This is a genomic window from Ktedonobacter robiniae, from assembly GCF_016587375.1.
Lineage (GTDB): Bacteria > Chloroflexota > Ktedonobacteria > Ktedonobacterales > Ktedonobacteraceae > Ktedonobacter > Ktedonobacter robiniae.
In genome coordinates, this window is the sequence record NZ_BNJG01000002.1 from 677673 (window position 1) to 703795 (window position 26123).

The following is a 26123-nucleotide window of genomic DNA, read 5'->3' on the forward strand; positions in this document are numbered from 1 at the left end:
ACTTCATAAATTTTTGCATTCACTTAAATTTTTAAGTTACCACAATTATAAATGCGGTGCAGAAAGAAAGTCAACCCCAATCTTGCGGTCCATTGCAAAAAGAGCTACAATGCGTTTATGACACAGACACCAGGACGACGCGAACGAAAAAAGCAGCAGACACGGGAGAAGATCGCAAGAGTGGCTTTAGAGCTCTTTATTGAGCGTGGCTTTGAGCAGGTGACAGTGACCGAAGTGGCTGAAGCGGCTGATGTGTCGGTAAATACCGTCTATAATTATTTTCCAACTAAAGAGGACCTCTTTTTTGGACTCAATCAACCTATGGAGGCTTCCCTGGCCGGAATCGTTCGTCACCGTGAGAAAGGCGAATCATTGCTCACCTTTCTGCGTCAATTGCTGCTCGGCAGTCTCGAACCTATGAAAGCGATGCCGTCCCCAGAGCAAGATTCTACGCGGCAGCAGGTCTTCCGGGTGATTCGGGAAAGCCCTACCCTGCAAGCTCGGGGTCGGCAAATGACTGAGTCTGTTGAAGAGGATCTGGCCCATGCCCTTGCCGAAGACATGGGCACAGAATCGGATGATATCGTGCCTCGCCTCGTTGCGCATCTGATCCTGACCCTTTATTCGAGGATCTTTGCGGAATACGCGAGGCGGCGATTAAAAGGCGAATCTTCCGAGGAGATTCATGCTGGTCTCTCCGCTATGGTCACGGCTGGTCTCGATCTGTTAGCACATGGGATCGATGCTTCTGGGGATTGAATTAGCTTCCTAGCGCCTCCAGCAACATATCGCCCTCTTCCGGGGTGATAGGCCCTTGAGTATTAACGGACCGGAATATCACACTAAGTGCTTAGTGTGATATTCCGGTCCGTTAATACTCAAGGGCCAAAATTATCCAGGCGGGCAAGCGAGGCAAGCAAGGTTTCTTCGTATGGTCGGCGAGGGAATTGCTTCCCCCACCGCCAATCCAGAACCGGACACGTCATTTTCACGACATCCGGCTCCTCAGTGTAGAGTCAAGAATGCTTGATACCAGCAGCCTTCTGTTCTCTGATCTCAGAGAGGTCTCGTGCTGTTTTCTCATCGTGGCAGTGTCGATGATAGACTCTCTTGTTCGACAATTCATTGGACCCTCCTAATGCCTGTGGGATGATGTGGTCAACTTCCAAGAGGTCCTCATCTCGTTTCACAAAGTACAGATCACACCAAGCACACCGTCCATTCTGCTCTTTTAAAAGCGTTCCTTTCTCTGTGTGCAATAGTGGGTGGTTCTTGAGTCGCCGCGCAGGCCGTGGTCACCGTCCTGCCTGCCCTGCTGGCGCGCGGGTTGGCACGAGCTCACACCGCTGAGATCCAGGTACGGGAACGCGTCCTGCGTGAGAGCATCGTGGAACTGAGCCAGCACCTGCGAACGGAGAGTACCGGGCGTGTGGGACTGCATGGTCTGGGCGCGACCGTCGTCGTGGCCTGGCTCCATGATGCCCAAATGACTCTGGCGCACCTCGGCGATAGCCGTCTCTATCTCTTCCACGCTGATCGTCTCCTGCCGTTGACAGAGGATCACTCCGTTGTAACACTCTTGCGGCAACGCGGAGAGATCACCCCAGAAGAGGAACGCACCCATCCCGCCCGTGGGCAACTCACCCGTTATGTGGGAATGGAAGGCGAGGTCACACCTGTTGTCCAGACGCTGCCGCTCCTCACCAGAGATCGGCTCCTCCTGTGTACCGATGGGCTCACCGCTCTGGTGCCCGACCAGCACACATCGCTCAGATCTTGCGAACCTCTCCGCAAGCCGAGGCCGCTTGCCAGGCATTGGTGCATGCGGCAAATATGGTGGGGGGGAAGGACAACACTGCCGTGCTTATCATCGATTGTATCGTGGACCATCATGGTTCACGACCCTCCCCAGGAGATGCAACGTGATGACAGGACTGACCCTCCCCCAAAACAACGAGGAGGTAGCGCGGAGGGATGTTCCCATGGAGATTGTAGCCATTCCAAGAGCAGATGAGTTCGGATCACTCAGGGAAATAGCTCTCATCTTCAAAAACTTGATGGAGATAACTTGAAATAACACAACGGATAAATATCAGTATATAACATATTTGGAGCAAAGTGGCCGGAAAGTGTCCTCCTTTCGTCCTGGTACCTACATGTCTTTCTGCTTATACTCTCACTATAAGAGAAATAAATGCATGCATTTGCTTCAAAAGTGAGAAAAATTGCCAAAGGGGTATTTGTTCCCGTTAGAACAAATTATTTTTCTTTCTATATAAGGAGGATCCCAATGAAAAAGATGTTGACTATTTGGGGCCTGCTCAGTCTGCTGGTGCTCCTAGGAGTATTTACCATCACTGGCGCTACTCCCTCTCCTGTCTCCGCCGCGACAGTACAGAGCAACATGGCCCAGGCGGCTAGTAGTTGTCCACCTACTATCAGTCGAGGCTCAACCGGGAGTGCAGTCAGATTGCTCCAGTCAGACCTCTATTCACGTACTCCTGGCGGCCTCACGGTCGATGGAATTTTTGGTTCACAGACAGAGAAGGCTGTAGAGAACTGGCAACGTGCACTGGGTCTGAAAGTCGATGGAATTGTTGGACCAAAGACTTGGGCTACCCTGGGAGAATGCAATTAGACCTTAAGGGAGAAGTCCTCGTGAGGCCTTCTTCCTAAGCACACGTCTTAAGTACCTGTGAATCTAGTTGGAGATTAAGCATACAAGAAGCCTTTGGATTATTCAGAGGCTTCTTGTATGCTCTTGATTTTCACCGTTTCTCTCTTAAATTCTCTGATAAATTTCCGCGAAAAAAAGAGCAAGTCACAAGGACTCACTCTTTCGCCTAATCCTACAGTTGTAAATGAAAGAGCAGGCTCTCTGGAGAAGCCCGATTAGCGTTCCTGGCTCACATGAGCAATCGGGTTATGCTCTCTTCTTGTCGCCTCTTGTTTGATAGGCTCTCCAGAGAGTGGCGTGGATAGAACAAGGGATGTGGTGACAGGTCCAACACTCATGAGTTGATTGAGGGCCTGTTCCAAATGAGTGATCGAGGTGACGACTAATTTCACTAGAAAACTCTCATTTCCCGTGACACGGTGACATTCCAACAGTTCAGGAAGATCCTCCATGAGAGCGCGCAGACCAGCCTCCGTCTGGGGAGTCGTGGTAATGCGAACAAAGGCCATCATAGGCAAGCCAACCTTTGCCGCATCGACGCGCGCTCCATAGCCAGTAATCACCCCGGCATCTTCCAGTTTGCGTACCCTCTCAGCAACAGCCGGGGTAGACAGTCCCACCCGTCGGCCCAGTTCAGGAAAAGAAAGCCGGGCATCTCTTTGCAACTCACGCAGAATACTCCACCCCGCCTCATCTAGGAGACGATCATCTTTGAAAGCCATTGCACCATTTCCTTTCGATTTTGAAAGTAGTATAACATACCTCTTTTAAAAATGCATGTACTTGGTACTGTTTTCCTGATATACTCTGCACAGACAAGCAGACTTTTCAAGGAGATCCCATGACCAAAACCTTTTCGGAACAAGAAGTTCTCACCTTCGCGCGTCTGGCCTATCGAGAAGGAAACTCCGCCTTTGGCGTGGAACGAGACCACTGCGCATTGCTCGTGATCGATATGCAGGAGGAGTTTGTCAAACCACACTCCACACCCTTCTGGGTTCCAGAAGCCACGCGACAGGTTCCTCACATCAAGAGACTGATTGAGTCGTGCCGCGCAGCAAGCATTCCGGTCATTTATACAGCCTTTGCCAGAACCCATCATTACCTGGATCGTCCCCTCACTGGGCAGTTCATGCCCAATCGCTATGCCGAAGAGGATGCTGCCTGGTTTCGCGATGGCGTCATCTGGCACGAATTGGCGCCTTTAGAAGACGAGATCGTGCTCTACAAGTCGTCGTATGGCGCGTTTTACGATACTCCCCTGGAAACGATCCTCAAGAACCTACGCAGGGACACGGTGATCATTTGTGGCACCCTCACCAATTTCTGTTGTGGAACCACCGCTCGGCAGGCATATGAACGCGGCTTCAAGGTCATTTTCGGCAGCGATATCACCGCCACTGATGATCCTGCGATGCAAGAGCCCGAATTACAGGTGCTCAAAAAGGGCTTTGCGAAAGTCCTCTCTCTTGATGAGATTCTCGACCAGCTCTCCGGGCTTTGAATTGTTTCCCACGATCTCTCTCTCGGAAGGAGATGCCTCCATGCCTCTTTATGCCTCCACTGCCTTACCTGAAGAGATATGGGCCACTGCATTCAACGAGCTGGGCCAGCGATTAGACATGCTTTTGTGCGACCAGAAGCCCATCAGCGAGCGATTGTCTATGTGCAGGGATTGATGGGAATGGTGGCACATAAAAATGGATAGCAAGTAGCTGAAGCGGTGGGAGAAGCCACGACCTATGCCATCCAGCGCCTATTAGATCGAGCAAAATGGGATTGCAAAGAGGTACGAGATGGGTTGTGTGCCTTTGTTTCAGAGAACCTTTCGACTCCTGAAGCGATCCTGGTGATCGACGCGACGGGCTTCCTCAAAAAGGGGAGCAAATCAGTTGGCGTGCAACGACAGTACAGTGGCACAGCGGGGCGGATCGAGAATTGCCAAATCGGCGTGTTTCTCTCCTACGCAAGCGTGCGCGGACACACGCTGGTCGACCGCGAATTGTATGTGCCGAAAAGCTGGACAGGTGATCCGCAGCGATGCCGAGAAGCACATGTGCCCGACGGAGTGACGTTTGCGACCAAGCCGGAGTTAGCGCAACGCATGCTCGAACGAACTCTGGACGCAGGTCTTCCCGCCGCTTGGGTCGTAGGAGATACCGTTTATGGGAGCTCCCAGTTACTGCGGATGGCGCTGGAGGAGCGCCGACAGGCATATGCCTTGGCGGTAACCTGCAAAGAGCAGGTGGAAGTGCAGGGCGTTCGCAAACGGGTGGATCAACTCGCCCAGGTTCTCGCGAGAGAAGATTGGCAGGTCCTGAGTGCAGGCGCGGGGAGCAAAGGCCCGCGCCTCTTCGCGTGGGCCCGCATCGAACTGGCGGCACCAGAAACCACTGGATGGCAGCGCTGGTTGTTAGTGCGACGCAGTCTGGAGGAAGGCATGAAACAATGTGGGTAAAAGACAGTAGCTAAAGCTAGGGGTTTTACGGCGCGGTTTGATAAGCACCCATTGTGAGATAGTTAGTAAATTGGGTGAAATCCGGGTTTGCCCACGGGATGCGCAACGAGATAAACTCAAGTAAAGAGAAAAGAAAACGTCATCCCTTGAAGTCTTCACGTGCTTTCGCATCTCACCAGATGTGAAAGCATGTGAGCAGGGATCAGCTTTCCCGTTTAGCGAGCATGGAGGGCTCATACCGCGCGGAGAGGGCGATAGAAGGTCCGCAGTTAAAGTCCCCACCTGCGGCGGCGAACCGCTGGTAGCCAAGCTCGTTGCGCATTAAGCGCGCCCACAACTCGGCGGTTTTGGGGAGTTGCCAGCCACGCTCACGTGGACGGTCGGAAAAGCCGAATCCCGGCAGCGATGGCACGACCACATCGAAGGCATCGGCAGGGTCACCACCATAACGCGCCGGATCAGTGAGCAGCGGAATGATCTTGAGCATCTCGAAGAACGAGCTGGGCCAGCCGTGGGTAAGAATGATCGGCAGCGGGTTGGGTCCTTTGCCGCGCTCGTGGATGAAGTGAATACCCAGGCCATCAATATCTGCACGAAACTGCGCAAATTGATTGAGTCTCGTTTCCTGTGCTCTCCAGTCGAACTCATGCTGCCAGTAGTCTGCCAGTTCCTTGAGATAGTCCAGGTTGGTGCCATACTCCCAACTTGCTCCCTCCACCTGATCAGGCCAGCGGGTTTGGCTCAAGCGTACGAGCAAGTCGTCGAGGGTTCCTTGAGGAATGGCTATAGTAAAAGCTTGGATACTCATGAAACGTTTCTCCTTCGGAATCTTGGTTGTGATGAGGGACGACTTGTCCCTCCCGAGTGTTGTGAAGTGCTCTTGTGAAGCGCCCTTAGGCAAGCAGACACATAGTCCCTGTTCTCCGCCCCTCTCTTTGTCTCTGGCAAAAGAGCGCATCTCGCTTGACTCGCCTATAATTGAGAGTATTGAAACCGATCTTTGAAAGTATAGCGAATTCTTGACAATCATTGAGTAGCATAGTATGATTTGAGCATGAAACTCAGTGATTACGCGAAACAACAAGGGGTCCGCTATGAGACAGCCTGGCGTTGGTTCCGGGACGGGAAAATCCAGGGGCGGCGCGTAGGGGCTCACACGATTCTCATCGACGAGCCAACCAGGGTGTCAGTCCCCTCATCGAAGCCTCAAACCGTGGTCTACACGCGGGTGTCTTCCGCAGAAAACAAGACCAACCTGGACAGTCAAGCTGAGCGGTTGGTTGCCTACTGCGCTGCCCGTGGCTATCAAGTGGGCAAAGTTGTCAAGGAAATTGGCTCTGGCGTCAATGACAATCGGCCGAAGTTTCTGGCTCTCTTGGCCGATCCAAGTGTGGGCCGTATCGTCATTGAACACAAGGACCGGGGTACCCGCTTCGGGTTCCGTTACATCGAGACCCTGCTTCAAACCTATGGGCGTGAGATCGAGGTCGTCAATCAGGCCGACAATGGCACAGAAGACCTGCTCTCAGACCTCACCAGCATCGTGTACTCGTTCTGCGCCCGGCTCTATGGGCAACGGCGTGCCAAACGCAAAACAGAGCGTCTTGTGCAGGAATTGGAGGCCGACCGTGCACCTGGTTGAAAAGCACATCATTCTTCGGAGTGATCCACGCTATGCCACGCTTGACGCGGCCTGTTTTGCTTCCAAAAATCTCTACAATACGGCGCTGTATGAGATCCGTCAGGCCTTCATCTTTGAGGAAAAACACCTCAACTACAATGAAATGGATCGGCGGATGCAGTCGCATGAAGCGTACAAAGCACTGCCTGCGAAAGTGGCCCAACAGGTATTGCTGCTGCTCGAACGCAACTGGAAATCCTTCTTTGAAGCGCTCGATGCCTACAAGCGCGATCCCTCAAAATTTCGCCGACGCCCCCAATTCCCCAAATACAAGCACAAAACGACAGGCCGCAACGTACTCATCTACACGATGCAGGCCGTAAGCCGCAGCAAACGGACCCTTGGACGACACCTCATTCAGCCTTCGGGACTGGGCATCCAGATCAAAACCCAACAAGATCCCAAGGCGATCACTCAGGTCCGTGTGGTTCCCAAACACGGTTTTGTCGTCGTTGAGATCATTTATGAACAGGAGCCGAGCCGCTCCGCCGTCGATCCCGCGCTCATCGCTGGCATCGATCCTGGTCTGGAAAATCTGATCGCACTAACTTCAAATAAACCGGGTTTTGTCCCGGTCGTCGTTAACGGGCGCGGTCTGAAAAGTACGAATCAGTTCTACAACAAGCGGCGAGCAGAACTCCAACAAGCTCTTGGTCGTCCTGGAAACACCCGGCGCATGGAGCGCTTGACTCTCTGGCGCAATCGGCGGATTGAGCATGATCTGCACACCATCTCGCGTTTTGTGATTGATGTGCTGGTGGCTGAGGGGATCGGAACGCTCGTGATTGGTCGCAACGTGGGCTGGAAACAGGAGATCAACCTGGGGAAACGGACAAATCAGAACTTTGTTCAGGTGCCTCATGCCCAGTTCATCCAGATGCTCACCTACAAAGCTGAGCAAAAAGGCATCCAGGTGATCCTCACCGAAGAAAGCTACACCAGCAAGGCCAGTTTCCTGGATCGCGATCCTTTGCCGATCTACCAGCAAAGCCAGGAGCATGCGCCTGTTTTCAGCGGCAAACGGATCACACGGAGGCTCTATCGGGCATCCAATGGCCAACTCATTCACGCCGATTGCAACGGGTCCTATAACATCATCAGAAAAGCAGCTCCTGATGCCTTCGGGTCGGAGGGAGTAGAGGATGGGGAGCGCAGGGTTCATCTGCCGGTAGTCCATCCCGTGAGGCTGTCATTCCCTCACAAACCCGCTCGCGAGAAAATCCTGGCCTCTGTCAGGATTCGCTAGTCACGACGGAACTATAACCGAGAAGTGGGAAATGGCGAGCGCGCAAGCAGATCCTTGTGAAAGAGTGTCCGCAAGGCTTCCACTGTGGATTGATCAAGAGCAGCGAGAAAGCGGGACAGGGTTGAGCGATGGGGCAACCGGTTTCGCCCAAAGAGCGCCATGAATGGTCCGGCAAACGGCAACAGCCGTTCGTAAAATGCTTACAGAGTGGGTTCGCCAGATACAGTATACCCAATCAGGATGGCAACGAAATCGATCACATCGTAGGTGCCAAAGCGTGCACGGGCGAACCGCACCTGCTCCTGGATGCGTGCCAAGATTCCCATATGGGTGAGAACCTGAGCAAAGGCTGCCACTTCTCCCATCCAGGGAGGCGTTGAGAGCAGGTCAGTGGAAGCAATTTGGACATGGACCGAAGCGGGTATCATACGCTTTCTCTGTCCTCTTTCAAGAGCATCTATGGGGCTATGCGATGACGCTGTTTCTCCCTCTTCTTCATGGCATCTTTTGTGCCGTGAGGAAGAATTCGGTGCCAGCTCCATGTGTAAATTTTGGCATTACGCTGTCGATTTTCTCGGTAATTATCCTGCTGGCGAGAGGCACTCTCGTGACCAGCCGCCGGAAAGTCGGCTTGAGAAGCCAAAGGGAGAGAAATATTCTCGACAGCAGAATTCCCTAAAAATCGACAGCGTAATGCCAAAATTTACACATTACCAAGATGCTCTCAGCATTGAGAAGCATTCAAGATTCCTGCAGCTTCAGTACTCTCTACGCCAGATGCAGAACAGCTTTGCCAGTGAATTGTCTTTGCAGCAAGCGTTGTGCGACCTCACCAATGTCGTGCCAGGAAGCCTCCACCTCGATTGGCGTCCGCAATTGCTGCTCGGCTACCAGTTGCGCGAGCCAGGCCAGATCTTCAGATGCCGCACGGCGCTGTAATTCTACATATATCACCAGCCCGTAGAGGGTAGTTCCTCCAGTAACCACGAAATTGCTGACATCAAAGGTGGCCTCTGGAGATACTGACCAGCCCAGCGTGACGCAGGTTCCCCCCGGTGCCAGCAGAGAGAGTGCGCTCGCCAGTGCTTTCCCACCGAGCGACTCGATAATCAAGTGGTACGGGCCATAGGCACGCGCAGGCTCAAGATCATCCCCCACGATCACCTCATCGGCTCCCGCCTCACGGACTAACGCCTCGTTGCGAGTCTGGCGAGCAGTACCGACAACATAGGCACCGCTGCGCCGAGCGAGCTGGTGCGCGAAGAGTCCCACCCCACCAGTGGAACCGGTAATCAACACACGCCTGTTCAGGAGAAGTCCTCCTTTCTCAAGCGCACGGAGCGCGGTGAGTCCAGCAATAGGTAAGGTTGCTGCTTGAGCGAACGTCACCCTGTCAGGAAGTTCGGCCAGCCTGTTGGTAGGAACTACCACTTGCTCAGCCCATGAACCTGCATTAACCGTGCCCACCACCCGGCTCCCGACCTTCGGTCCTGCCCCATTAGCAGCTTGCTTGATGACCGTTCCCGCTAGGTCCCAACCAGGTCGCCAGCCCGCTGCGGCCTGCATGACACGCCCCACCTCTCCTCGATTCAACGAAATGGTCTCAACCTGAACAAGTGCTTCCGATGGACCAGACTGGGGTGCTTCGACCTCCTTGATGGCAAGCCGCCCTGGAACCTCAGGATCAACGACGATCGCACGTATTGAACTCATGTATCTCTTTCCTTTCGTTTTCGAGCCATTGCGCCTTGTTTCAGACATTGCTTGTGCAAAAATGGCCTCTTGTACAATACTATGCCGGCATAATAATAAGCGAAAAAAAGTTTCTATGGGTGTTCATCTGCCGGAGAAAACGAGCAGCGCGAGAAATTGGCTGCCGCCTGGACGAGCAAGCGACGAAAGAGGAGCTGTTCTGCTTGACTCATCCCCTGCACGAGGCAAGCATCGAGATCTTTCCAGATGTGCAAAGCTGGTTCGCCTAGACGCCGTCCTTTTTCAGTCAGATACACCCGCGAGATCCGAGCATCCTCAGCATCCTGACGACGGATCAGCAGTCCCTCTTTTTCCATGCGCTGGACCGTTTTGGCAACTGTGCCAATCTCGACGCCAAGCCGAGCTGCGAGATGAGACTGCGAGAGGCCATCCTCCTCCAATAAGCGGAAAATGACAAGCTCTTGAGCTGTGTGGAGGCCGATTTTCTGACACCGTACTTCCGCCTGTTGGTGCTGCGCTTTATAGAGCCGTACAAGGGACAAACTAATACTCTCTTCCAGATACGTTGTGATTGGTTCTTGCATAGACCTCACCTGTTATTATTATGCCGTCTAAATAATAACAGGTGTGACGGGTAATGTCAACTCCACTCGCCTCTCGAAAGCCTGGCAGGATTCTCTCTCTTCGTTGCGCATCCCGTAGGCGTTTCCCACGCGATGCGCAACAAAGTCGTAGAAAGGGAGGGGAAAGGGGCAAAAATGTGCACCGTCTCGCAGCTCAACATGCGCGAGGAGGCAACGATATTTGCTCTTGTGCCCAAGCCAATGCCGTTTGGACAAACAATGTTGCTCCTCTGGAGGCCATTTCCTGCGACCTGACAGCAAGTCCGATTTGCAATGGTTGAGGGGGATCAAGCGGCAGAGCCACTACTCCCTTAAGCTTTTTCGGGAGCATCATACGCGGAATGAGCGTGATGCCGAGTCCCTCACGAACCATTGCCAGGATCGTGGCGCTATCGCTGGCCTGACAGCGCAGAGGTGGCCTGCTACGGCAACGCTCCAGACCAGCCCTTTCCATCATCTGAAATGAGCATTCGGTCTTTGCCATGCTACTCTGCTTGGCCTCGCGCTCTTGTACAAAAAACAGAAACGCTATGCGCAGGCCATTGCGCTCCTGCGCCCCATTGCCGCAAAGCAGCAAAACAGGTCAACAGATTCAGCCTTTCAGGTACTCCTGCTACACTACCTCTCCGACTTGTATGCCAGGGAGGAGGAGTATACAGAGGCCGAGGACTACTTTCAACGCGCCCTGACCCTCTGGCAACAGACCCAGTCTCCCGTGCAACATGCTTCTCATCCTTCTCAAGTGGAGTAACAAGGAACGACATATTGATGACGACGGTTTGGGCAATTGGGCATATCGGTACCGCTACGCCATCACCGATCAGAGCGTTTTTTCGTCTGATCGGTTCAAGCTCACCTGAACCACTCTTCTTGACTGAAAGAGGTTTCTCATCTACCTGCGTTCCTTCATCTCGTTGTGCAACCCGTGGGATCTCCAATGCTCGACACAGATTAGCAACCTCTTCCAAGAGCGGAACCAAATTCTTCTCTGTCGCTCCTAACAGGCTCCGCGCCACCAGCACTTCTCTCGAACAGCAATCGCGCAGGACCCACAAGACCTCGTGTCCGACATCTGGCTGCAACCCATCGAGCGTCAGGATTACCTGCTTGTGTTCTTTCAGTTGCTCGCACAGCCGTGTTTCATCAGCCAGGTGTAACGCGAGCAGCGCTTCATAGCAATAAAGCTGGTTCGTGACGGTGCGCTCGGCCACTTGGAGTCCCCTTCTTCATGGATCTGCGGAAATACTGCGCTGCTGCGGATAGCGTAGTGTTCCCACCAAGGCGATCGCATCCAGGCCAAATTCTCCGTGGGGCAATGCCCATCCACCTTCCTCTTCCGGTCGTGTTGGCTGATGAAAGCGCAAACACTCCGCGTTGCGGCAGCGATACACTTTGAGGGTTAACCTTGTGACGCCCTGTAACGTGGTCACTGTTCGGTGGCTATGATGCCCCATCCGCATGCGGCAGCTACATGCTCGACAGGTGGTCAGGAAGGGCTCAAGAGTGACGTATTGGCCGGGTTGAGGGCGCGCTTGCTTTCTCGTCATAGCGAATCTCCTGTGCAGGGCAATCGCACCGAAAAAGAGGCCAGGCAACGACGACGCTCACTGGCCTCTCATTTTTCTGGAAAGACACGAACAATCAGCTTCTGACCGAACTATTCGCCCTTACGTACTGGTTGAAGGTCTGTTATTTTCCAAATGGGAGAACAGATGAGCCACAAACAGGAGAGGCAAACACCCCCAGCTCCAAGAAAGAGTGTTGCGCGTAGACCAATGACTGTGCCGAGAAAACCGCCAAGCAGGGAGGAAAAGGCGACGACACCGCCAGCAATGAAGCGTATGGTGGCATTGACCCGCCCTTGTAAGTTGTTGGGAGTCCTGATCTGGCGCAGACTCAGCTGGTTAATATGGTAGATGAGATCCATTCCCCCCATGAGAAAGCGCCCGGTAATGAACATGGGAATGGCGAGCCACAGCGAACCTCCAGCCAGCGGGATCAGCAGAGCCCCCAGTCCTTCCAGGCAAACGGCTCCCACTATCGCGCGTCCGACGCCAAACCATTTGGCTGCCGGAGTAGCCGCGAACGAGCCAACCAGTGCTCCAACGCTCCCTCCTGCTATTGTCAGTCCCAGGAGTGCTGGACTCATATGCAGTTCGCTAATCGCGTAGAGGGTAAAGACCGTGTATGACAGAATATTGAAGAAGTTCAGGCTTGCATTGCAGCTGGCAATGGAGCGCAAGACGGGATTGTGCCCAACGACCTGGAGACCTTCCCCGATTTGCGACCAGATACTCACCTGCTCCTTTCCAGCGGACAGTGCCGGTTCGCCTCGCCGAATGAGTCCCAAACACAGGGCTGAGACCAGGAAAGAAACAACATCGGCAATGAGAGCGAGAGGAGCAGTCATGACCTGAACCAGTGTACCCGCGATCCCCGGACCTGCCACTTCCGCAAAGGCCCCGCTGGCCTCTAGCTTACTATTCCCCTCCACCATCTCCTCTGTTTCTATCAGCGTTGGCAGGTAAGACTGGTAGGCCACGCCGAAGAAGACGGTCAGGATGCCTACCAAGAAATTGATCACGTAGAGGGACTCGATCTGTAAGATCCCAAGCAGTGCCATGAATGGGACCGTACTGAGTAGGAGTGCCTGCCCAAGGTCGCTGATGAGCAGCAGCGTGCGTCGAGGGAATCGATCAACCCATACTCCTACGAAGAGGCTTACCAGGAGCATCGGGAGATATCCAGTTGCCCCAAGGATGCCCACTTGCATAGAGGTAGCATGCAGAGTCAGGATCGCGGTAAGAGGCAAAGCCAGCAAGGTTACCTGGCTCCCCATGAGCGAAATGGTCTCGCCAGCCCAAAGTTTTAGAAAGTCAGCGTGTCGCCAGAGTCCAGAATGGCGCAAAAACATGACAAAGAGCTCCTTTGTTTCAAAGAAAAATTTCTACGGAGAAATTGGGGTCTGGCTCATGGGCAAAAGGAAGAGCATTTGCGAGTGAGACTTGGCTTACTTTGCGCCTTTGTACCACGAGTGCCCCCGGAAAAGTGAAAAGAGGAGCATCTCACTCAATCTGGACTGCCGGAAATGATGAGGAGCGGTGAATGTGCGGGAAGATCGTATTGTGTGAAAAGCTGATCGAAAGAGCGTAGCCCGGCATATCTCACGCTTGTATCCATGACGAGATACCTCTTTCTTGTTCTTTTGGGCTGCATGTTCTCGCAATCGGAGCAGCACGCCAGTGATTATAACCCAGGCATCGGCCTGCCGTCAAATGTGCTGCATTTTATGCAGGGCTATTTCATTCTCCCGCCGAAGGGAGAATGAAATAGCCCTGTGGACTTCCTTGCCGTGAGAAGAGAATGTCCAGTTCAGATCGAGTTTGCTGTCGCAGTTTCCCACTGATACCGAAACGCTGGAAATCTTCTCCCGCGAAATCATGCCCGCGATTCAGCGCTCCTGAACAAAAGGCTTTCTGCTATTCCTCAGAGCTTCGCAACAGTTGAAGCCAGTGAGGACCATTGGAGCGAGAGAGGGCGAAACCCCTCTCTCAAAGGAGCAACCAATGTGTGAACTGATCCATCTCCACGCCTACGCAATGAACACTGATCCTCTTCGGCTGGTTGGAGGATTGGGGCACCCGATCAACCAGCCATCTCTTCTCTCTGACCCTGCTCGATGGTAAGGCATAGGGCGCGATCCATAGCAGGGGATCACGCACCCAGCCCTTCACCGCTCTACAACCCAAAAGGTTCGGATGTGTTATCGCTTATGGATGTTGATATCGCCACTACCGGTACGGATAGAAACGGGCGCACGCGGGCCGTTGCCGACGCTTTCGGTATCGAAGTCGTTCTTAATATCAGCATGGCCGGAATGCAGGCTAAACTGGAGTGCGGAATCGGCGGGTAGAGTCACATCAATGTCGCCACTTCCACTCTCAAGTGTATAGTCACCATTCGCGTTGAGCGAGCCATCGAAGCGGATATCACCACTCCCGGTATGCAGAACACTCTTCCCTTGTAGGTGCGCATCCTCCAGGTCTACGTCACCCGAACCCGATTGTATGTCCGCCGTTCCGCTTATCCCGCTCGCTTGAATATCCCCTGAGCCTGTTTTCAGCGTCGTTGTTCCCTCTACATTTGTCACTTCAATATCACCACTACCCGTCTCAGCCTTGACCTGCCCAGTGATGTCTGACACTGTAATATCACCGGAGGCGTCATTGATGTCGACATCGCTCGTGGTTGGAATGGTGATATCGAGATCAATGCTGGCTGAATTGAAGAGAAACCCGCCACTATTGCCCTCGACCTGCACGGCGATAGCATTGCCATTCTGAGTATAGTCTACCTTCAGATTATCGCCAAAATTGCCTAGAATGGGTGTGCGTTTGGTGGCCGTCACGACAACAGTATTCGTGTTCCCCTGGTGGATATGGACATCGCCATGCGTACTTATGATACGCAGGCTATCTTTGCCCGTGAGCGTGAACGTATGCGCTGGGAGCGTGCCGCTGGTATTGCTTGAGAGCATATGTCCTCCAAACAACGAACCTGCACCCAGCAAGAGGAGCAAGACGAGCAAGACACCCAGGAATCTTGATCCCCGCTTCTGCGGACGCTGTGGAGGTTGTATGTAATCCGCCTTTGATTCCCGATAACCATACGCATCGGGCACCTGCTCGCGCGGATCGCGATTGTCCTTCCGTCTTTCATCAAACTGCTGTTCAGATTGCATGTTTCCTTCTTCCAGAACATATATGCTTTAAATGGGTATTTAAGCTCATTTTATCGTGACAATATCAATAGTGCCTCAACATAACCAGTATAATCGGAACCATTAGGAGATCGCAAGGGCAAAAAAGGAACACAAATTAGTTCGTCCGTTTCATGCGCGTATGGTCCTCAATAAGCAAGAAAATCGACGTGCCCATGCAGGTGCAGATGCAGTGATCACCACCGGAAACAGAGACTCGCAACCACGCCTCCCTCTTGTTTTGCAAAGCTGGTCACTTCTGTCGAGCAAGTAGAAGCTGCCTGGCTTCTAGCTATTCGCTAACACGATCCGCGTGCGGTTCTACTACCGGGGTTTTCCCGCCGATGTTTTGAAAAATGAGGTATAACCGCTAAAAAATCTAAGACCCTTATAATCTAAACCAAACAAAATTATCCTTAAAGCATTTATATTACTATAAAATGGTGTAATGTAGAAATAAGAAATTTACAAAGGAGCAATTATGCGCGTTGTAGTTACAGGTGCCAGTGGTCGCCTTGGCCGAATAGTTGTTACTCACCTCCTGCAACAAGGTTTCACGGTAGTTGGAGTGGACGGGGTTTGCCCACAGTAGGAACAGAAAGTCGGAATAGGAAAACAGCCCAAAAAGGCCAGCGATCTTTTGGGGACAGCTTAGAACTGGTCTTCTGGCGAGGAGGATGGTTGCCGGAGAGGGCGGCGGTGGCCCAGGGCAACGGCTTCTGGGAGCGTGAAATGATATCGTCCGTGGACATTGATATGTTGGAAGCGCAAGGGGGCCAATCGTTCGACATCCTCTGGTCGGACCTCTTGCCCATTGCACCGCAATTCGTCGAGTGCATCCTGCATGTACCAGGTATTCCAGAGCACGATGATATTGACGACCAAGCCCAGCGCACCCAGTTGATCTTCCTGCCCCTGACGATACCGTTGACGCAACTCGCCGCGCTGGCCGTGAAACACATGGCGAGCGACACTGTGCCGCCCTCTCCCCGATTCAAATGAACTGGTCGCGCGCAATATCCGGGTGATCATCCTCAAGCAGAACCTGGATATCTCCCGGCACGATATGAGTTCAAAAATTGTGATTACCCTCTTCTCACTCTTTGCGGAGCTGGAGCGAGATCTGATCAGTCTGCGAACGAAAGAAGCGCTGGCGGCAAAAAAGCAGCAGGGGAAAACGCTCGGAAAACCGAGGGGCACTCTTCAGAAAAGCAAATTTGACGCAGATCTTGACCGTATCAAGGACCTCCTCAAATTGGGACTCTCGTTCCGCAAAATTGCCACCCTCCTTGGGTATAAAAACCATCTCGCGCTCAACACCTACATCACCAAACGCCAGCTTCGCGAACAAAGCTCATAGGTGGCGAAGCGGGGAAAATGGGGACAAAAAATGTCATCACTCCAAAGAGGGAGAAGAACTCCTTCCTTGCAGCGCAAAAGTCGTATATAGTTAAGCTACTGCTTCCATTAGAGTAGGTTCTGTACGTCTTTCCTGGGCTCCTCATGGAAGAGCTGTTGGAGTGCACGCCTTTACCTGACTACGCCGCCTTGACGCCACTTCGTGGTCGAGCGCGAAGGAGGGGCTGCAGTTCTCTCTAGCGCTCTGGATCAGCATAATCGATCCTTGAGCCCGTACCGTCCTTGACAATGGAGCTGCGCTCGTTGCGCGAGGATGCTAAAAGATCTACCACGCGATCGTCGTCCAATTCGTTATCGCCAGCACAAAGGAGGCGAGGCGATACAAGTTGTCAATATCGAGAGGAGGTGCACTAACACAGAGTCGCCTCAGGCGATGCTGAGGAGCTTTTCCATGTGTGAGAAGTGCGAAATCTGGTAACGCATGTCTTTTCAGGACAGAGTTTCAGTCATCATCCGCCTGGAAGACTTCGGGTGGGTTGTGGCCGATGCACGACCCTGGATTGAACGCGCAGTTCCAGGCCTGTTCCATCAACACATCACACACGAGAAGGGAATGGTGGTCTTCGTGGCTACCCCCGAAACGAATGTCCTTGGACCTGACCTCCTGAGCGGGGCTGCGAGGCAGATCAACGACTGGTACGAGCGCCAGATCGCTGCTGGACTCATCCCGGACTCGTCTGGGCGTTCCTCCATCTACCCCCTGGCAGACCGCATCGTCGCCGAGAACTTTGGTCGGCTGGAGAGGCGGTACCCGTGGGACCCGAACTGGTACTACGGCGTCAACTTCGTCGGCGAGCCGAGCGCCCTCGACCTGGGGGTGCTGCAGCGCGTGCATCTGGGCTTCCAGCATGTGCCGGGCTTCCAGCGCAAGAGCAAGAAGACCCTGGCCATCGGCATCGGGCCATCGATCTATGAGCTGCTGATGACAGTGGCTCACACCGAGGATGGGTGCCCGATCCACGTGATCGACCCGTCACGGACAAACCGGGAATTCCATGAGAAGGTCCTGGAGGTCCAGCCTGCTCTCGTCACGTACCGTGACGGGCAGGGGCGTCTGGTGGAGATCGACCTCCACCACGAGGCTCGCAAGTGGGAGGCCGTCCTCGTCGCGATCGGTGGGGGGTTCTACCGTGGGGCGTTCCGCAAGGCGCGGCTGGCCTACCAGGCTGGCACGCTCCAGGTGCTCGACGGGAGCGTTTTCAGGCTTTCCAGGGGTGCCTACCACTGGGGGTTCATGTTCTGCTGCTCGGAGAGCATCACTCGCGAGATGTGGATCTTCGGGCTGGCGAACCAAAGCTTCGCGGAGGCCGCCGAGAACTGGGTGGCCTCCTTCGTCACCGGCGAGGGGGAGGCTACCCCGCTTCGCCGGCGGGGCCCATCTTCCCGAACACGCCGGCGTCGGTGCTTGACGTCGAGTACACGACCCGCAGCAAGCTGGTTTTGCCGGGCAGCGAGGAACTCCGACCGGGGGAGACGATCACCGTTGCCCTGGGGCAGGGCTTCCCCTGCTGATCATCAGGGCTCAAGGTATGCTAGTACGCTAGCTACCTGACGAGCGCTGGCAAGGCGCAAGCCAGGGTTCTCGGGAGTTGGTTCTGCAAAGAACCGCTCTCCCGAGAACCCTGTGCTTTTCCTGAAGTGGCATTCAGAAATCATGAGCATATTCCCCAGGCATGCCTGTTTGGGCTGTTTTCCTATTCCGACTTTCTGTTCCTACTGTGAGCAACCCCTAGATATTCCTTGTCTTTCCTCTTGACAGGCTTCTCTCTCTCATTTATTATCTAACTAATCACTTAGATAATAAAAAGCGTCAGATGGAAAGGGAAGAATCACATGGCTGAACCAGGAGGCAAACGAGGACGAACGCGTGATGCCAGGCTGGCACGTGAGGTGATTCTGGATGCGGCAGAAGTGGGCTTCGCTGAACATGGCTTCGATGGGGCACGCATTGACGCAATTGCGAAGGCTTCAGGCTACAACATTAGTTTACTCTTTCAATATTTTGGGGGCAAGCTCAGCCTCTATACCGAAGTACTGAAGCGCACCGACCAGGATTTGACCGCCCTGCAGGCGCGGATTCTTGCTCCTATGCTTGAACATGCCGAAGGCTCCATACCCACCCAGAAGATGAGGAACTTCCTCGTCACCGTGGTGCAAACGCTGTTTGATTATCTGCTGGAGCATCCCCGTTTTCTGCGCATCTTAACCTGGGAGATGGCTGGAGGCTGGCAAACCTACAAACAGATCGCCTCCCACTTGCAGAGCGAGGATCGGGAGCCGTTCGATCGGCTTTTTCAACAGGGAGAGCTGACTGGGCTGCTGCGCTCCAGATTCACGCCGCTCATCCAGTTGGCGATGATTACCCCGATCTGTCAGTCCTACCTGGCCTCTTTGCCCCTGTATCAGGTGATGCTCCCAGAGGAAGATCTCTCCTCCCGGGAGGCGCTTTTCCGCGCCCGCGAGTACCTGGTGACCCTCATTGTGGCCGGCATGCTCGTCGATCCACAAGCGCCAGGCTCATAGTCATGACAGAAGAGCAGGCATCATGTACTCAGAAGAAGGGCCATGAATACATCAGATAACGATATGAGAAGAGATGACAGGCAAGAACAGTCAGGCGAGATAGCAACGGGAACCATCTTTAGCTGGTTCTTCCGCCTGCTTCGAGCGCTCCTGAGGAGAGGTGACCAGGCAGGTGGCAGAGCGGTGGTGACGGGAACACCACCTGGTCCGGGCCAGACCATCGTCGCCTGTCTGGGAGCCAGCGCGACCGACGCAGCAGGCAGTTACGACTGGATCGCAGACCTGGCGCGGCGGCCCGAAAACGCGTCGTTGCGCTTTTACCGCTTCGCCGAGGGAGGAGATCTGGCCTACAATGGCCTCCAGCGCGTCGCCGCCATCAGCGCCAGTCAGCCAGACTACGTAATCGTGCTGCTTGGCGAGAACGATGTGTTGGCGTTGATTTCTCCGCAGGTCGCGCAGTTTGATCGCCTCACGAAGCATCTGCCCGTCCAGCCCACGCCGAAGTGGTATCGTGAGAATATGCAAGTGATCGTGCGTCGCCTGAAACGCGACACTTCGGCCCACATTGCGCTCTGCTCGCTGATCCCCATTGGGGAAGATCCGGATTCGCAGCATCCTTTCCAGGCTGCGGCCAACCGGCGTATTGAGGAGTACAGCGCCATCATCAAGGACATCGCGTGCCAGGAAAAGGTGAGCTATCTTCCTCTCTACGAGCGCCTGCGCGATCTTATCCGTGCGTCTCCCGGTCGCGCCTTCACCAGCTTCGACTTTCTCCCGTTCTATCATGACGCGTTCCGGCAGTTTGTTTTACGCAAGAGCAATGATGAGATTGGACAGCTCAATGGCTGGCGTTTTCATCGCGATGGCATTCACCTAAACAGTCGCAGCGGCACCCTCCTGGCTGATCTCGCCCAGGAGTTTCTCAACACGACCACCAGCGGAGACAACTGCAAGGAGTGGTGAGCGCGCTCGCCCCTCCCTTGACACCTGCGCGACGGTCAGTTGCCAACACCTATCACGAAGGAGCGGTTTTCTGTCTCAGAAAACGAATGGGAGCGATGCTGTTTACCAGAGCGCAGTAGACAACATGCCCCTCCTCGCCGTCGGAAGAAAACGGCTTTCGCCTCCACAAGGAGAACGCATCGGTAGTATGACGCATGCTTCTGTCACGATCCAGATTACGCCGGAATCAAAGCCCGCCATGCCCTCCTGGATGGGAGAAGTGGCCGCTTTTGCCCAGGCTCTTACGCACACAGAAATCTTGAAAAGATCCAGGATCAAGTGCGTTTCTCCCGCGCCCGCTTCGGCCAGTACGACCTCATCGATTTCGTCGCCGTGTTGATCGGCTACATGGTTTCAGGCGAACCAACGCTCCTGGCTTTTTATGAACGGCTGTCGCCATTTGCCGAGCCATTCATGGCCTTGTTTGGCCGAGATCAGTTGCCTCATCGCTCGACCTTGTCTCGTTTTCTTGCTGCCCTTAATCAGCCAACGGTGGAAGTACTCCGTACACTCTTTGACAAGGATCTGCTGGCGCGCAAGCCATTTGCATCCTCAGGGGGTCTTTTTGACCGGACGGGAGGGCAATGGCTCGTTATCGACGTGGACGGAACTCGACAAGCAGCTCGCCAACGAGCGCTGCCACAGACGGACGCCTTGCCTGCTCCCCATCGTCGCTTTGATCAGGTCTGCGCACCAGGCTATCAGGGCCGCAAACGAGGAGAAGTGGTTCGTACCCGGACGGTGATCCTCCAGGCGCATACGCATCAGCTTCTCGGCACGTTTGGCGGACCTGGCAATGGGGATTATCGCGGTGAGTTGCGACGAGCGATCGGAGCAATTACCAAATATGCGACACAGCTTGGGCTTTCTGCTACATCGAATATACTCATAAGTGATTACAAGTACACTCTTTGTTGTTCCTGGTTCATCCCCATATGCCTCATCCCCGGAGGGATTTTGGTCTTGCTCCAAGTCCCCAGGCCGTTTTTCGTCTGGTCGTAGCCACTACCCCGGACGGCATGTTCAGGTTGAGGCCAAACATGCGAAGTGCCTCTAAGATGAGATTGTGAAGTAGGCGGCTGACGCGTTGCCTTGCGGTACGTTTTCATCCGCCCCTTCCCGAACCAGGGCTTGCTGCTTTCACAGCACCCGGCTCTCCAGTTCCTGCACCTTGACAATCGAATATCGACTTGGACTTACGCATCTCACGGCCTCGTCTTGCGATTGGGTTCAGTGCATTTCCCTGTTTCCCTTCCCCGTGTCTCAGGCGTTACCCTGAGCGGTTGAGTACTATGGAAACTCCGTCGTCATAGGCTCGCACCCGTAGACGATCCCGCATTTACGCGTATCAAACGTTGAGTACGTGTAGGTGCCCCGTTCGTTTCCTTGAACCAGATCACTTCTGGTCGTTCATCGGAGAGAGGGTTGCGCATATGCCAAGAATATATGCGTGTTCCGATGACATCACTTCAGATATGGTGTGATGAGCCAACGCTTAGACCACTGGAAACTAGGGTTCAGCCAATTCAGGTTTCACCATGCGTACAGGACTTGCGGTGCATCACAGTACATACCTTCCTGTTTAACCGCTTTCCGTGACATGCTGCTTTCCCCTTTGGGTTTCCCCGCCAGGTTGGTCAGGTGTCCTTAAGGTCATCTCCTCTCAACCTCATCCCTCTCAGAGGGAAATCTGATACGCGCCAAAACGGCGCACCCAGGCAGCGTTTTCGTCCCGGTCCCCAACATAGCCACACGCAGGATTCGGGCAGACAAAGATGCGATCAGCAAGCGTGAGGTCTTCTTTGCGCGCTCCACAGCACTGGCACAATTGGCTGGATGGGAAAAAACGATCCACTTTGATGAGCATCCTCCCCTGAGCGGCTACCTTGCTTTCCAGCAGGTCTAGGAGTTTGCCCACGGCTGCATCGGAGAAGGCGCGTGAAAGGCAACGATTGTGCGCATTACCAGAGGCAATATCCGCTTGATTGAGCGTCTCATGATACAGGTGGAGCATATCTTAGCGGCAAACCAACTCCAGGTAGTGACCAAGGAAGTCGTGGAGACCGCTCGTGATAATCTCATCATTGGAGATTGATCGGAGCTTCTGGCTCGTAAGTCAATCAGCATATCGGTTGAGTTGCCTCAAAATCGTTCCAGCCTGTTGAAAAAGGCTCCAATGGATGAGCATATCCTACGATATCACTACCATTTATGCTCGAATTGTGTGCTCCAAGGGTAAAATGATGAGATTATCTAGACTTTTTCAACAGGCTGGTTCGTTTTTGAAACTGCCGAGCCGCCCACTTCATTATCCAATTTTTCCTGCTGAATTTTGGGATCTACATCCTGTTCATCCCGTCCCGACGCCAGTGGCAAGCAACGCTGCGAGCGCTCTGAGCGGAGCTCAAGGCTCGCGTTTGAGCGCCTCACCAGAGCCTATTGTGCCCAATTGTTCGTCTGTTACCTTTGCCTCGCGCAGATCGGCCATCTCGAAGATTGCCAGGGTGAGCCTCGCCCCGCTGAGGTCAGCCTGGCGCAGGTTCGCGCCAATGAGGGTCGCCTTGCTCAGATTTGCCTCTGTCAGGTTGGCTCCCTCTATATTCGCCTCCGTGAGAGTCGTCTCCGTGAGGTTCGCGCCGCTGAGGTCGGACCCTTGCAAATTCGCCTCCCTGAAGTTCACACGCCTCAGATCCATCTGGGCTAAATTGATCTGCGGCAGCACTATCTTCTGGAGATCAGCCCCGACCAGGGCTTTGCTTCCCTGCAAGCCATCGCCGAGAAAGGTCGCGGGCAAGCCGTTGTGATTGAAAAACTCCACCATGCTAACCTGCTGATCGCCATTTAAGGTTTTCAACACCTGGCCCAGCCGTTGTTGTGCGATCTGTGAGATCTCTGGATTGTCGGTAGCAGCGTGAGGAAGTAGGTCTGGAAGACCATCTCCTGCATCATCGCCATCCATTGCTTCCCGCTCTGATCCTGCGTGTACATTTGCCAGGCCGCGAGACACAGACTGAGCAATAGTGCGAAGACCAGCGCGGTGACAATTTGACCTGAAGTATTTCCTCCGCTGAGAAGATTGATGAGAAAGGCGATGATCGCAGCAAACAAACCAGAGAAAACAGCCAGTGTCGAGGGATGAGACACGACCTGACCCACGTGAAAAAGACGTTTCATAACCAGAACTGGCCTCCGATTCGTGCATGGGGTTTTGCGAGAGAGCGGTGATGATTGGCTGATCCCTCCGATGGCTGTGTAGAAGCATTTGGGAGGGCTTCTACACAGCCATCGGAGAGGGATCTCCTCGCCAGCACGCACGTGCTGTTACTTGTTCCAGGTCAAGGGCAGCTTCTTTATGCCAAAAGTGGACATGTTCTTGATCGGGAACAACGGCGCATCGGACACGTGCCAGGAGCCAGGCAGGCGGTCGAGCATCGCGTTCAGCGCAATCTTCGCCTCCAAACGCGCCAGGGGAGCCCCCAGACAGAAGTGGACGCCGCGCCCGAAGCCCAGGTGCCGATTCGGCTCACGCTCGATCTTGAATTGATCGGCCTCGGGGAACTGGGCCTCATCACGATTCGCCGAGATGATCCAGGCAAAGAGCATTTGACCAGCCTCTATGCGCTGCTCGCCAATCGTCGTCTCGGTCACAGCCCAGCGCGGTTGGAGTCTGACCGGCGAGTAGTAGCGCAGGGCCTCTTCAAGCGCTTTGGGCAACAGGTCGCGCTGGGCACGCAGGCGTTCCACTTCTCCTGGATACTCATCCAGGCACAGGATGGCATTGCCAATCAGATTGGTCGTGGTCTCGTTGCCTGCGACCAGCAACAGCACGCAGAATCCGATCAATTCCTCGTTCGAGAGGTGCTCACCATCCACTTCTGCCAGCAGCAGCGCGCTCACTAAGTCATTCTGGGGATGGGCACGCCGCTCCTCAAAGAGCTGGGTGAAGTAGTTGACCATGCTGCTCATTGCCTGCATGCTCGCCTGCATATCCTCTTCCGTCGCTTCTCCGTCTCCCGAGACGAAGGCATCGGACCACTGCTTGAACTCTGCACGCCGCTCGGTGGAGATCCCCAACAACTCTGCAATGATCGTGATCGGCAGCGGATAGGCCAGATCCCTGATCACATCCATCTCACCCTTTGCCACTACTTGGTCGAGCAAGCCGTTGGTGATCTCCTGGATGCGCGACTCCATCTGTGCCACCATGCGCGGCGTGAAGGCTTGCGACACGATCTGGCGCAGCTTGTGATGGCGCGGCGGGTCCATGCGCACAATGCTCGAACTGATTGGGCTGCTATCGCGGTACTCGGCTGGTATGAAGCGGTTTTGCTCGGAAGAAAACGTTGCGTGATCGCTGAGCACGCGTGCCACATCGTCATAGCGGTAGAGGTTCCATGCCTGGAAATTCGGGTTGAAGGAAACGGGCTGCGTCTCACGCATCTGACGAAACCCGTCATACAAGGCAACGATCTCTTCTCTATTGGTCTTTATCTGCATCATATTTCTTCTTTCTCTTTTTCATATCTTCTACTTGATTCTCTGCACTAGAGCTCTCGCAACACTTTTTGTGTCATCCCAAACAGCATCACCACAGCCAGCACCAGCCCTGCAAATGGGAAGAGGATCGCTGGACCGAAATGGTTCGCGAGGACACCGGCCAGGACCGTCGAGACAGGATACAGCCCTTGTGAACTGAACATCAACAAGCCCATGATACGCCCCATCAGATGGCTTGGAATGTTCATTTGGACCGCGGTGAAGAACAGGACGGCGAAGCCACTGCTGGCAATGCCCCCAATCAGCATGCAGGCCACGGCTCCAAGCACACCCCCAACCGGGAGCAGCGCAAACATGGCGGCTATGATCATCCCCCCCAGCAGGATAATCAGTCCTTTACGTTTGTATTTGCCCACCATGCCAGCGAGGATGGACCCGATGAGCGCGCCCGCACCCCAACCCCCTAGGATGAAACCAAACCCGCTCGCGTTCCCTTGCATGGGACCCTGAACCAGCGCGGGCAGCGCCACCTCGATCAACCCGCCTGTCACAAGGCTGCTCACGATGAACATGAACAGGGCAATCTGAATCAACCGTGAGGTGCCGAGATACCCCCAGAAACTGATCTGCATCCCCACTTCCTGCGCGCTGGCTTGTGGATGGTCCTGGCTTGCTTCTGGGCTTGCTTCGATCTGGCTTCCATCAGGTGTGGCATGTTTGGTCCCCCGCATCAGCGCGAGCGAGCCCGCCGAGAAGAGAAAGGTGACCGCGTCGATAGCTAGAGCCACTGCCGAAGTAAGCCCGGAGACGATCACGCCAGCGATCGATGAACCAATCAAGTTCGCGCCCTGCATCGAGGCCATCATCAGTCCATTGCCAGCTTGCAGATCGTCTCTGTCCAGGATATCTGGCACCATGGACATGGAAGCGGGGGTGAATGCGCCTCCCAGGGCTCCCAGCGGCACCGCGATGGCGCAGAGCTGCCAGAGGAGAGGATGACCACCAAAGGCCAGCACCGCCAAGACTCCCATCAACAGCAGGCGCACCGTATCAGCAATCAACATGAACCGGCGTGGGCGCAGGCGATCCGAGAGCCAGCCGCCCGCCAGCATGCACACCGCGCGGGGAATACCGTACGCGGACAGCACAATGCCTAGCTCCTGCGCGCTGCCGCCCGTGGTCAGGATCAGCCACGGCAGCGCCACCATGTAGAGCGCATCGCCGAAGGTCGAGATGGTCTGACCGCCGAAGAGCAACATAAAATTGGGCACTTTGAAGAGCCGCATCATCCCCCCAGCAGCCGGTTTGGCTGTGTCTGGCTGCGCTGCGCTTTCCATCGAACCCTTTTGTGTGTTCGTTTCGCCTGTCTGCTTCACTCGTTCCGGCGTGCTAGCCGGTGCGAATTCCTTTGGACTCAAAGTAGTTGACATGATAATTCCTTATTCTTGCTTCTCTGCTCGTTCTTCCTAGAAAAACTCAGACACATCGCTTATGGTTCGCTTTCCATGGTGAAATGTACGCATTG

At 54.3% G+C, this 26123-nt stretch carries 28 protein-coding genes and 2 pseudogenes; 13 read left to right on the forward strand and 17 right to left on the reverse strand.

Annotated features, from left to right (window positions below; translation table 11 throughout):
- Positions 1-117 precede the first annotated feature (117 nt).
- Positions 118-759, forward strand: coding sequence for a TetR family transcriptional regulator (locus JMJ04_RS23465; RefSeq protein WP_201372869.1), 642 nt, complete (start codon positions 118-120; stop codon positions 757-759).
- 257 nt (positions 760-1016) lie between these two features.
- Here the strand turns inward: JMJ04_RS23465 and JMJ04_RS23470 are convergent, their stop codons facing one another.
- Positions 1017-1259, reverse strand: coding sequence for an HNH endonuclease (locus JMJ04_RS23470; protein ID WP_201372870.1), 243 nt, complete (start codon positions 1257-1259; stop codon positions 1017-1019).
- A gap of 32 nt (positions 1260-1291) precedes the next feature.
- On the opposite strand from JMJ04_RS23470, the pseudogene JMJ04_RS23475 reads away from it, so the two are divergent.
- From JMJ04_RS23475 to JMJ04_RS23485, 3 genes and pseudogenes are all read left to right on the forward strand, one after another.
- Positions 1292-1705, forward strand: a pseudogene (locus JMJ04_RS23475) (PP2C family protein-serine/threonine phosphatase); the annotation flags it as partial.
- A 220-nt stretch (positions 1706-1925) separates the two neighbouring features.
- Positions 1926-2072 carry a hypothetical protein gene (locus tag JMJ04_RS23480; RefSeq protein WP_236038659.1) on the forward strand — a complete coding sequence of 49 codons (147 nt, stop codon included), beginning with the start codon at positions 1926-1928 and terminating at the stop codon, positions 2070-2072.
- 218 nt (positions 2073-2290) lie between these two features.
- A complete protein-coding gene (locus JMJ04_RS23485) occupies positions 2291-2638 on the forward strand; it encodes a peptidoglycan-binding domain-containing protein (protein ID WP_201372871.1) in 348 nt (115 codons plus the stop codon).
- 254 nt (positions 2639-2892) lie between these two features.
- Here the strand turns inward: JMJ04_RS23485 and JMJ04_RS23490 are convergent, their stop codons facing one another.
- Entirely contained in the window at positions 2893-3399 is a 507-nt protein-coding gene (locus tag JMJ04_RS23490; RefSeq protein ID WP_201372872.1) for an Lrp/AsnC family transcriptional regulator, read from the reverse strand.
- A 119-nt stretch (positions 3400-3518) separates the two neighbouring features.
- Between JMJ04_RS23490 and JMJ04_RS23495 the strand changes: the two genes are divergently transcribed.
- Positions 3519-4181: a cysteine hydrolase family protein gene (locus JMJ04_RS23495; RefSeq protein ID WP_201372873.1), complete on the forward strand. Its 663-nt coding sequence runs from the start codon at positions 3519-3521 to the stop codon at positions 4179-4181.
- A 219-nt stretch (positions 4182-4400) separates the two neighbouring features.
- Positions 4401-5135, forward strand: a complete 735-nt coding sequence (locus JMJ04_RS23500) for an IS701 family transposase (RefSeq protein WP_201372874.1) — start codon at positions 4401-4403, stop codon at positions 5133-5135.
- 202 nt (positions 5136-5337) lie between these two features.
- On the opposite strand, the gene JMJ04_RS23505 is transcribed toward JMJ04_RS23500, so the two are convergent.
- Positions 5338-5943, reverse strand: a complete 606-nt coding sequence (locus JMJ04_RS23505; protein ID WP_201372875.1) for an epoxide hydrolase family protein — start codon at positions 5941-5943, stop codon at positions 5338-5340.
- Positions 5944-6189: 246 nt separating this feature from the next.
- Between JMJ04_RS23505 and JMJ04_RS23510 the strand changes: the two genes are divergently transcribed.
- Positions 6190-6777, forward strand: a complete 588-nt coding sequence (locus JMJ04_RS23510; protein WP_201370004.1) for an IS607 family transposase — start codon at positions 6190-6192, stop codon at positions 6775-6777.
- Entirely contained in the window at positions 6764-8062 is a 1299-nt protein-coding gene (locus JMJ04_RS23515; protein WP_201372295.1) for an RNA-guided endonuclease InsQ/TnpB family protein, read from the forward strand. Before JMJ04_RS23510 ends, JMJ04_RS23515 begins: the two co-directional genes overlap by 14 nt.
- 200 nt (positions 8063-8262) lie before the next feature.
- Here the strand turns inward: JMJ04_RS23515 and JMJ04_RS46800 are convergent, their stop codons facing one another.
- The 4 genes from JMJ04_RS46800 to JMJ04_RS23535 all read right to left on the reverse strand — a co-directional run bounded on the left by JMJ04_RS46800 (position 8263) and on the right by JMJ04_RS23535 (position 10882).
- Complete coding sequence (locus JMJ04_RS46800; protein ID WP_236038339.1) at positions 8263-8490, reverse strand: hypothetical protein; 228 nt, start codon at positions 8488-8490, stop codon at positions 8263-8265.
- A 340-nt stretch (positions 8491-8830) separates the two neighbouring features.
- Complete coding sequence (locus JMJ04_RS23525) at positions 8831-9775, reverse strand: zinc-binding dehydrogenase (protein ID WP_201372876.1); 945 nt, start codon at positions 9773-9775, stop codon at positions 8831-8833.
- Between the two features lie 113 nt (positions 9776-9888).
- Entirely contained in the window at positions 9889-10359 is a 471-nt protein-coding gene (locus JMJ04_RS23530) for a MarR family winged helix-turn-helix transcriptional regulator (protein WP_201372877.1), read from the reverse strand.
- A 193-nt stretch (positions 10360-10552) separates the two neighbouring features.
- Positions 10553-10882, reverse strand: a complete 330-nt coding sequence (locus JMJ04_RS23535; protein WP_201372878.1) for a LysR family transcriptional regulator substrate-binding protein — start codon at positions 10880-10882, stop codon at positions 10553-10555.
- Positions 10883-10888: 6 nt separating this feature from the next.
- On the opposite strand from JMJ04_RS23535, the gene JMJ04_RS23540 reads away from it, so the two are divergent.
- The gene (locus JMJ04_RS23540; protein ID WP_268887396.1) at positions 10889-11149 is read left to right on the forward strand and encodes a tetratricopeptide repeat protein; all 261 of its coding nucleotides are present in this window, start codon (positions 10889-10891) and stop codon (positions 11147-11149) included.
- A 475-nt stretch (positions 11150-11624) separates the two neighbouring features.
- Here JMJ04_RS23540 and JMJ04_RS23545 read toward each other — a convergent pair whose 3' ends face one another.
- From JMJ04_RS23545 to JMJ04_RS23560, 4 genes and pseudogenes are all read right to left on the reverse strand, one after another.
- The gene (locus JMJ04_RS23545; RefSeq protein ID WP_201372880.1) at positions 11625-11945 is read right to left on the reverse strand and encodes a hypothetical protein; all 321 of its coding nucleotides are present in this window, start codon (positions 11943-11945) and stop codon (positions 11625-11627) included.
- Positions 11946-12055: 110 nt separating this feature from the next.
- Positions 12056-13312, reverse strand: a complete 1257-nt coding sequence (locus tag JMJ04_RS23550) for an MFS transporter (RefSeq protein WP_201372881.1) — start codon at positions 13310-13312, stop codon at positions 12056-12058.
- A gap of 849 nt (positions 13313-14161) precedes the next feature.
- A complete protein-coding gene (locus tag JMJ04_RS23555) occupies positions 14162-15139 on the reverse strand; it encodes a DUF4097 family beta strand repeat-containing protein (RefSeq protein WP_201372882.1) in 978 nt (325 codons plus the stop codon).
- Positions 15140-15808: 669 nt separating this feature from the next.
- Positions 15809-16147 (reverse strand): annotated as a pseudogene (locus tag JMJ04_RS23560) (Tn3 family transposase); the annotation flags it as partial.
- A gap of 34 nt (positions 16148-16181) precedes the next feature.
- Between JMJ04_RS23560 and JMJ04_RS23565 the strand changes: the two are divergent.
- A complete protein-coding gene (locus JMJ04_RS23565; RefSeq protein WP_236038341.1) occupies positions 16182-16517 on the forward strand; it encodes a recombinase family protein in 336 nt (111 codons plus the stop codon).
- Positions 16518-17018: 501 nt separating this feature from the next.
- Here JMJ04_RS23565 and JMJ04_RS23570 read toward each other — a convergent pair.
- Together JMJ04_RS23570 and JMJ04_RS23575 are read right to left on the reverse strand one after the other, a co-directional pair.
- A complete protein-coding gene (locus tag JMJ04_RS23570) occupies positions 17019-17537 on the reverse strand; it encodes a hypothetical protein (RefSeq protein WP_201372884.1) in 519 nt (172 codons plus the stop codon).
- A gap of 12 nt (positions 17538-17549) precedes the next feature.
- Positions 17550-17801 carry a hypothetical protein gene (locus JMJ04_RS23575; protein WP_201372885.1) on the reverse strand — a complete coding sequence of 84 codons (252 nt, stop codon included), beginning with the start codon at positions 17799-17801 and terminating at the stop codon, positions 17550-17552.
- Between the two features lie 608 nt (positions 17802-18409).
- Between JMJ04_RS23575 and JMJ04_RS23580 the strand changes: the two genes are divergently transcribed.
- From JMJ04_RS23580 to JMJ04_RS23590, 3 genes are all read left to right on the forward strand, one after another.
- Positions 18410-19099: a TetR/AcrR family transcriptional regulator gene (locus JMJ04_RS23580; protein ID WP_201372886.1), complete on the forward strand. Its 690-nt coding sequence runs from the start codon at positions 18410-18412 to the stop codon at positions 19097-19099.
- 42 nt (positions 19100-19141) lie between these two features.
- On the forward strand, positions 19142-20062 hold the full coding sequence (locus JMJ04_RS23585; RefSeq protein ID WP_201372887.1) for an SGNH/GDSL hydrolase family protein: 921 nt from the start codon (positions 19142-19144) through the stop codon (positions 20060-20062).
- A 318-nt stretch (positions 20063-20380) separates the two neighbouring features.
- Positions 20381-21103 (forward strand): hypothetical protein, encoded by a 723-nt coding sequence (locus JMJ04_RS23590; RefSeq protein WP_236038342.1) that lies wholly within the window; start codon positions 20381-20383, stop codon positions 21101-21103.
- Positions 21104-21779: 676 nt separating this feature from the next.
- On the opposite strand, the gene JMJ04_RS23595 is transcribed toward JMJ04_RS23590, so the two are convergent.
- The 4 genes from JMJ04_RS23595 to JMJ04_RS23610 form a co-directional block, all read right to left on the reverse strand.
- Positions 21780-22115, reverse strand: coding sequence for a zinc ribbon domain-containing protein (locus tag JMJ04_RS23595; RefSeq protein WP_201372888.1), 336 nt, complete (start codon positions 22113-22115; stop codon positions 21780-21782).
- Positions 22116-22505: 390 nt separating this feature from the next.
- Complete coding sequence (locus JMJ04_RS23600; protein WP_201372889.1) at positions 22506-23060, reverse strand: pentapeptide repeat-containing protein; 555 nt, start codon at positions 23058-23060, stop codon at positions 22506-22508.
- A 362-nt stretch (positions 23061-23422) separates the two neighbouring features.
- Complete coding sequence (locus JMJ04_RS23605; RefSeq protein WP_236038343.1) at positions 23423-24601, reverse strand: cytochrome P450; 1179 nt, start codon at positions 24599-24601, stop codon at positions 23423-23425.
- Positions 24602-24645: 44 nt separating this feature from the next.
- A complete protein-coding gene (locus tag JMJ04_RS23610) occupies positions 24646-26028 on the reverse strand; it encodes an MFS transporter (protein WP_201372890.1) in 1383 nt (460 codons plus the stop codon).
- Positions 26029-26123 lie beyond the last annotated feature (95 nt).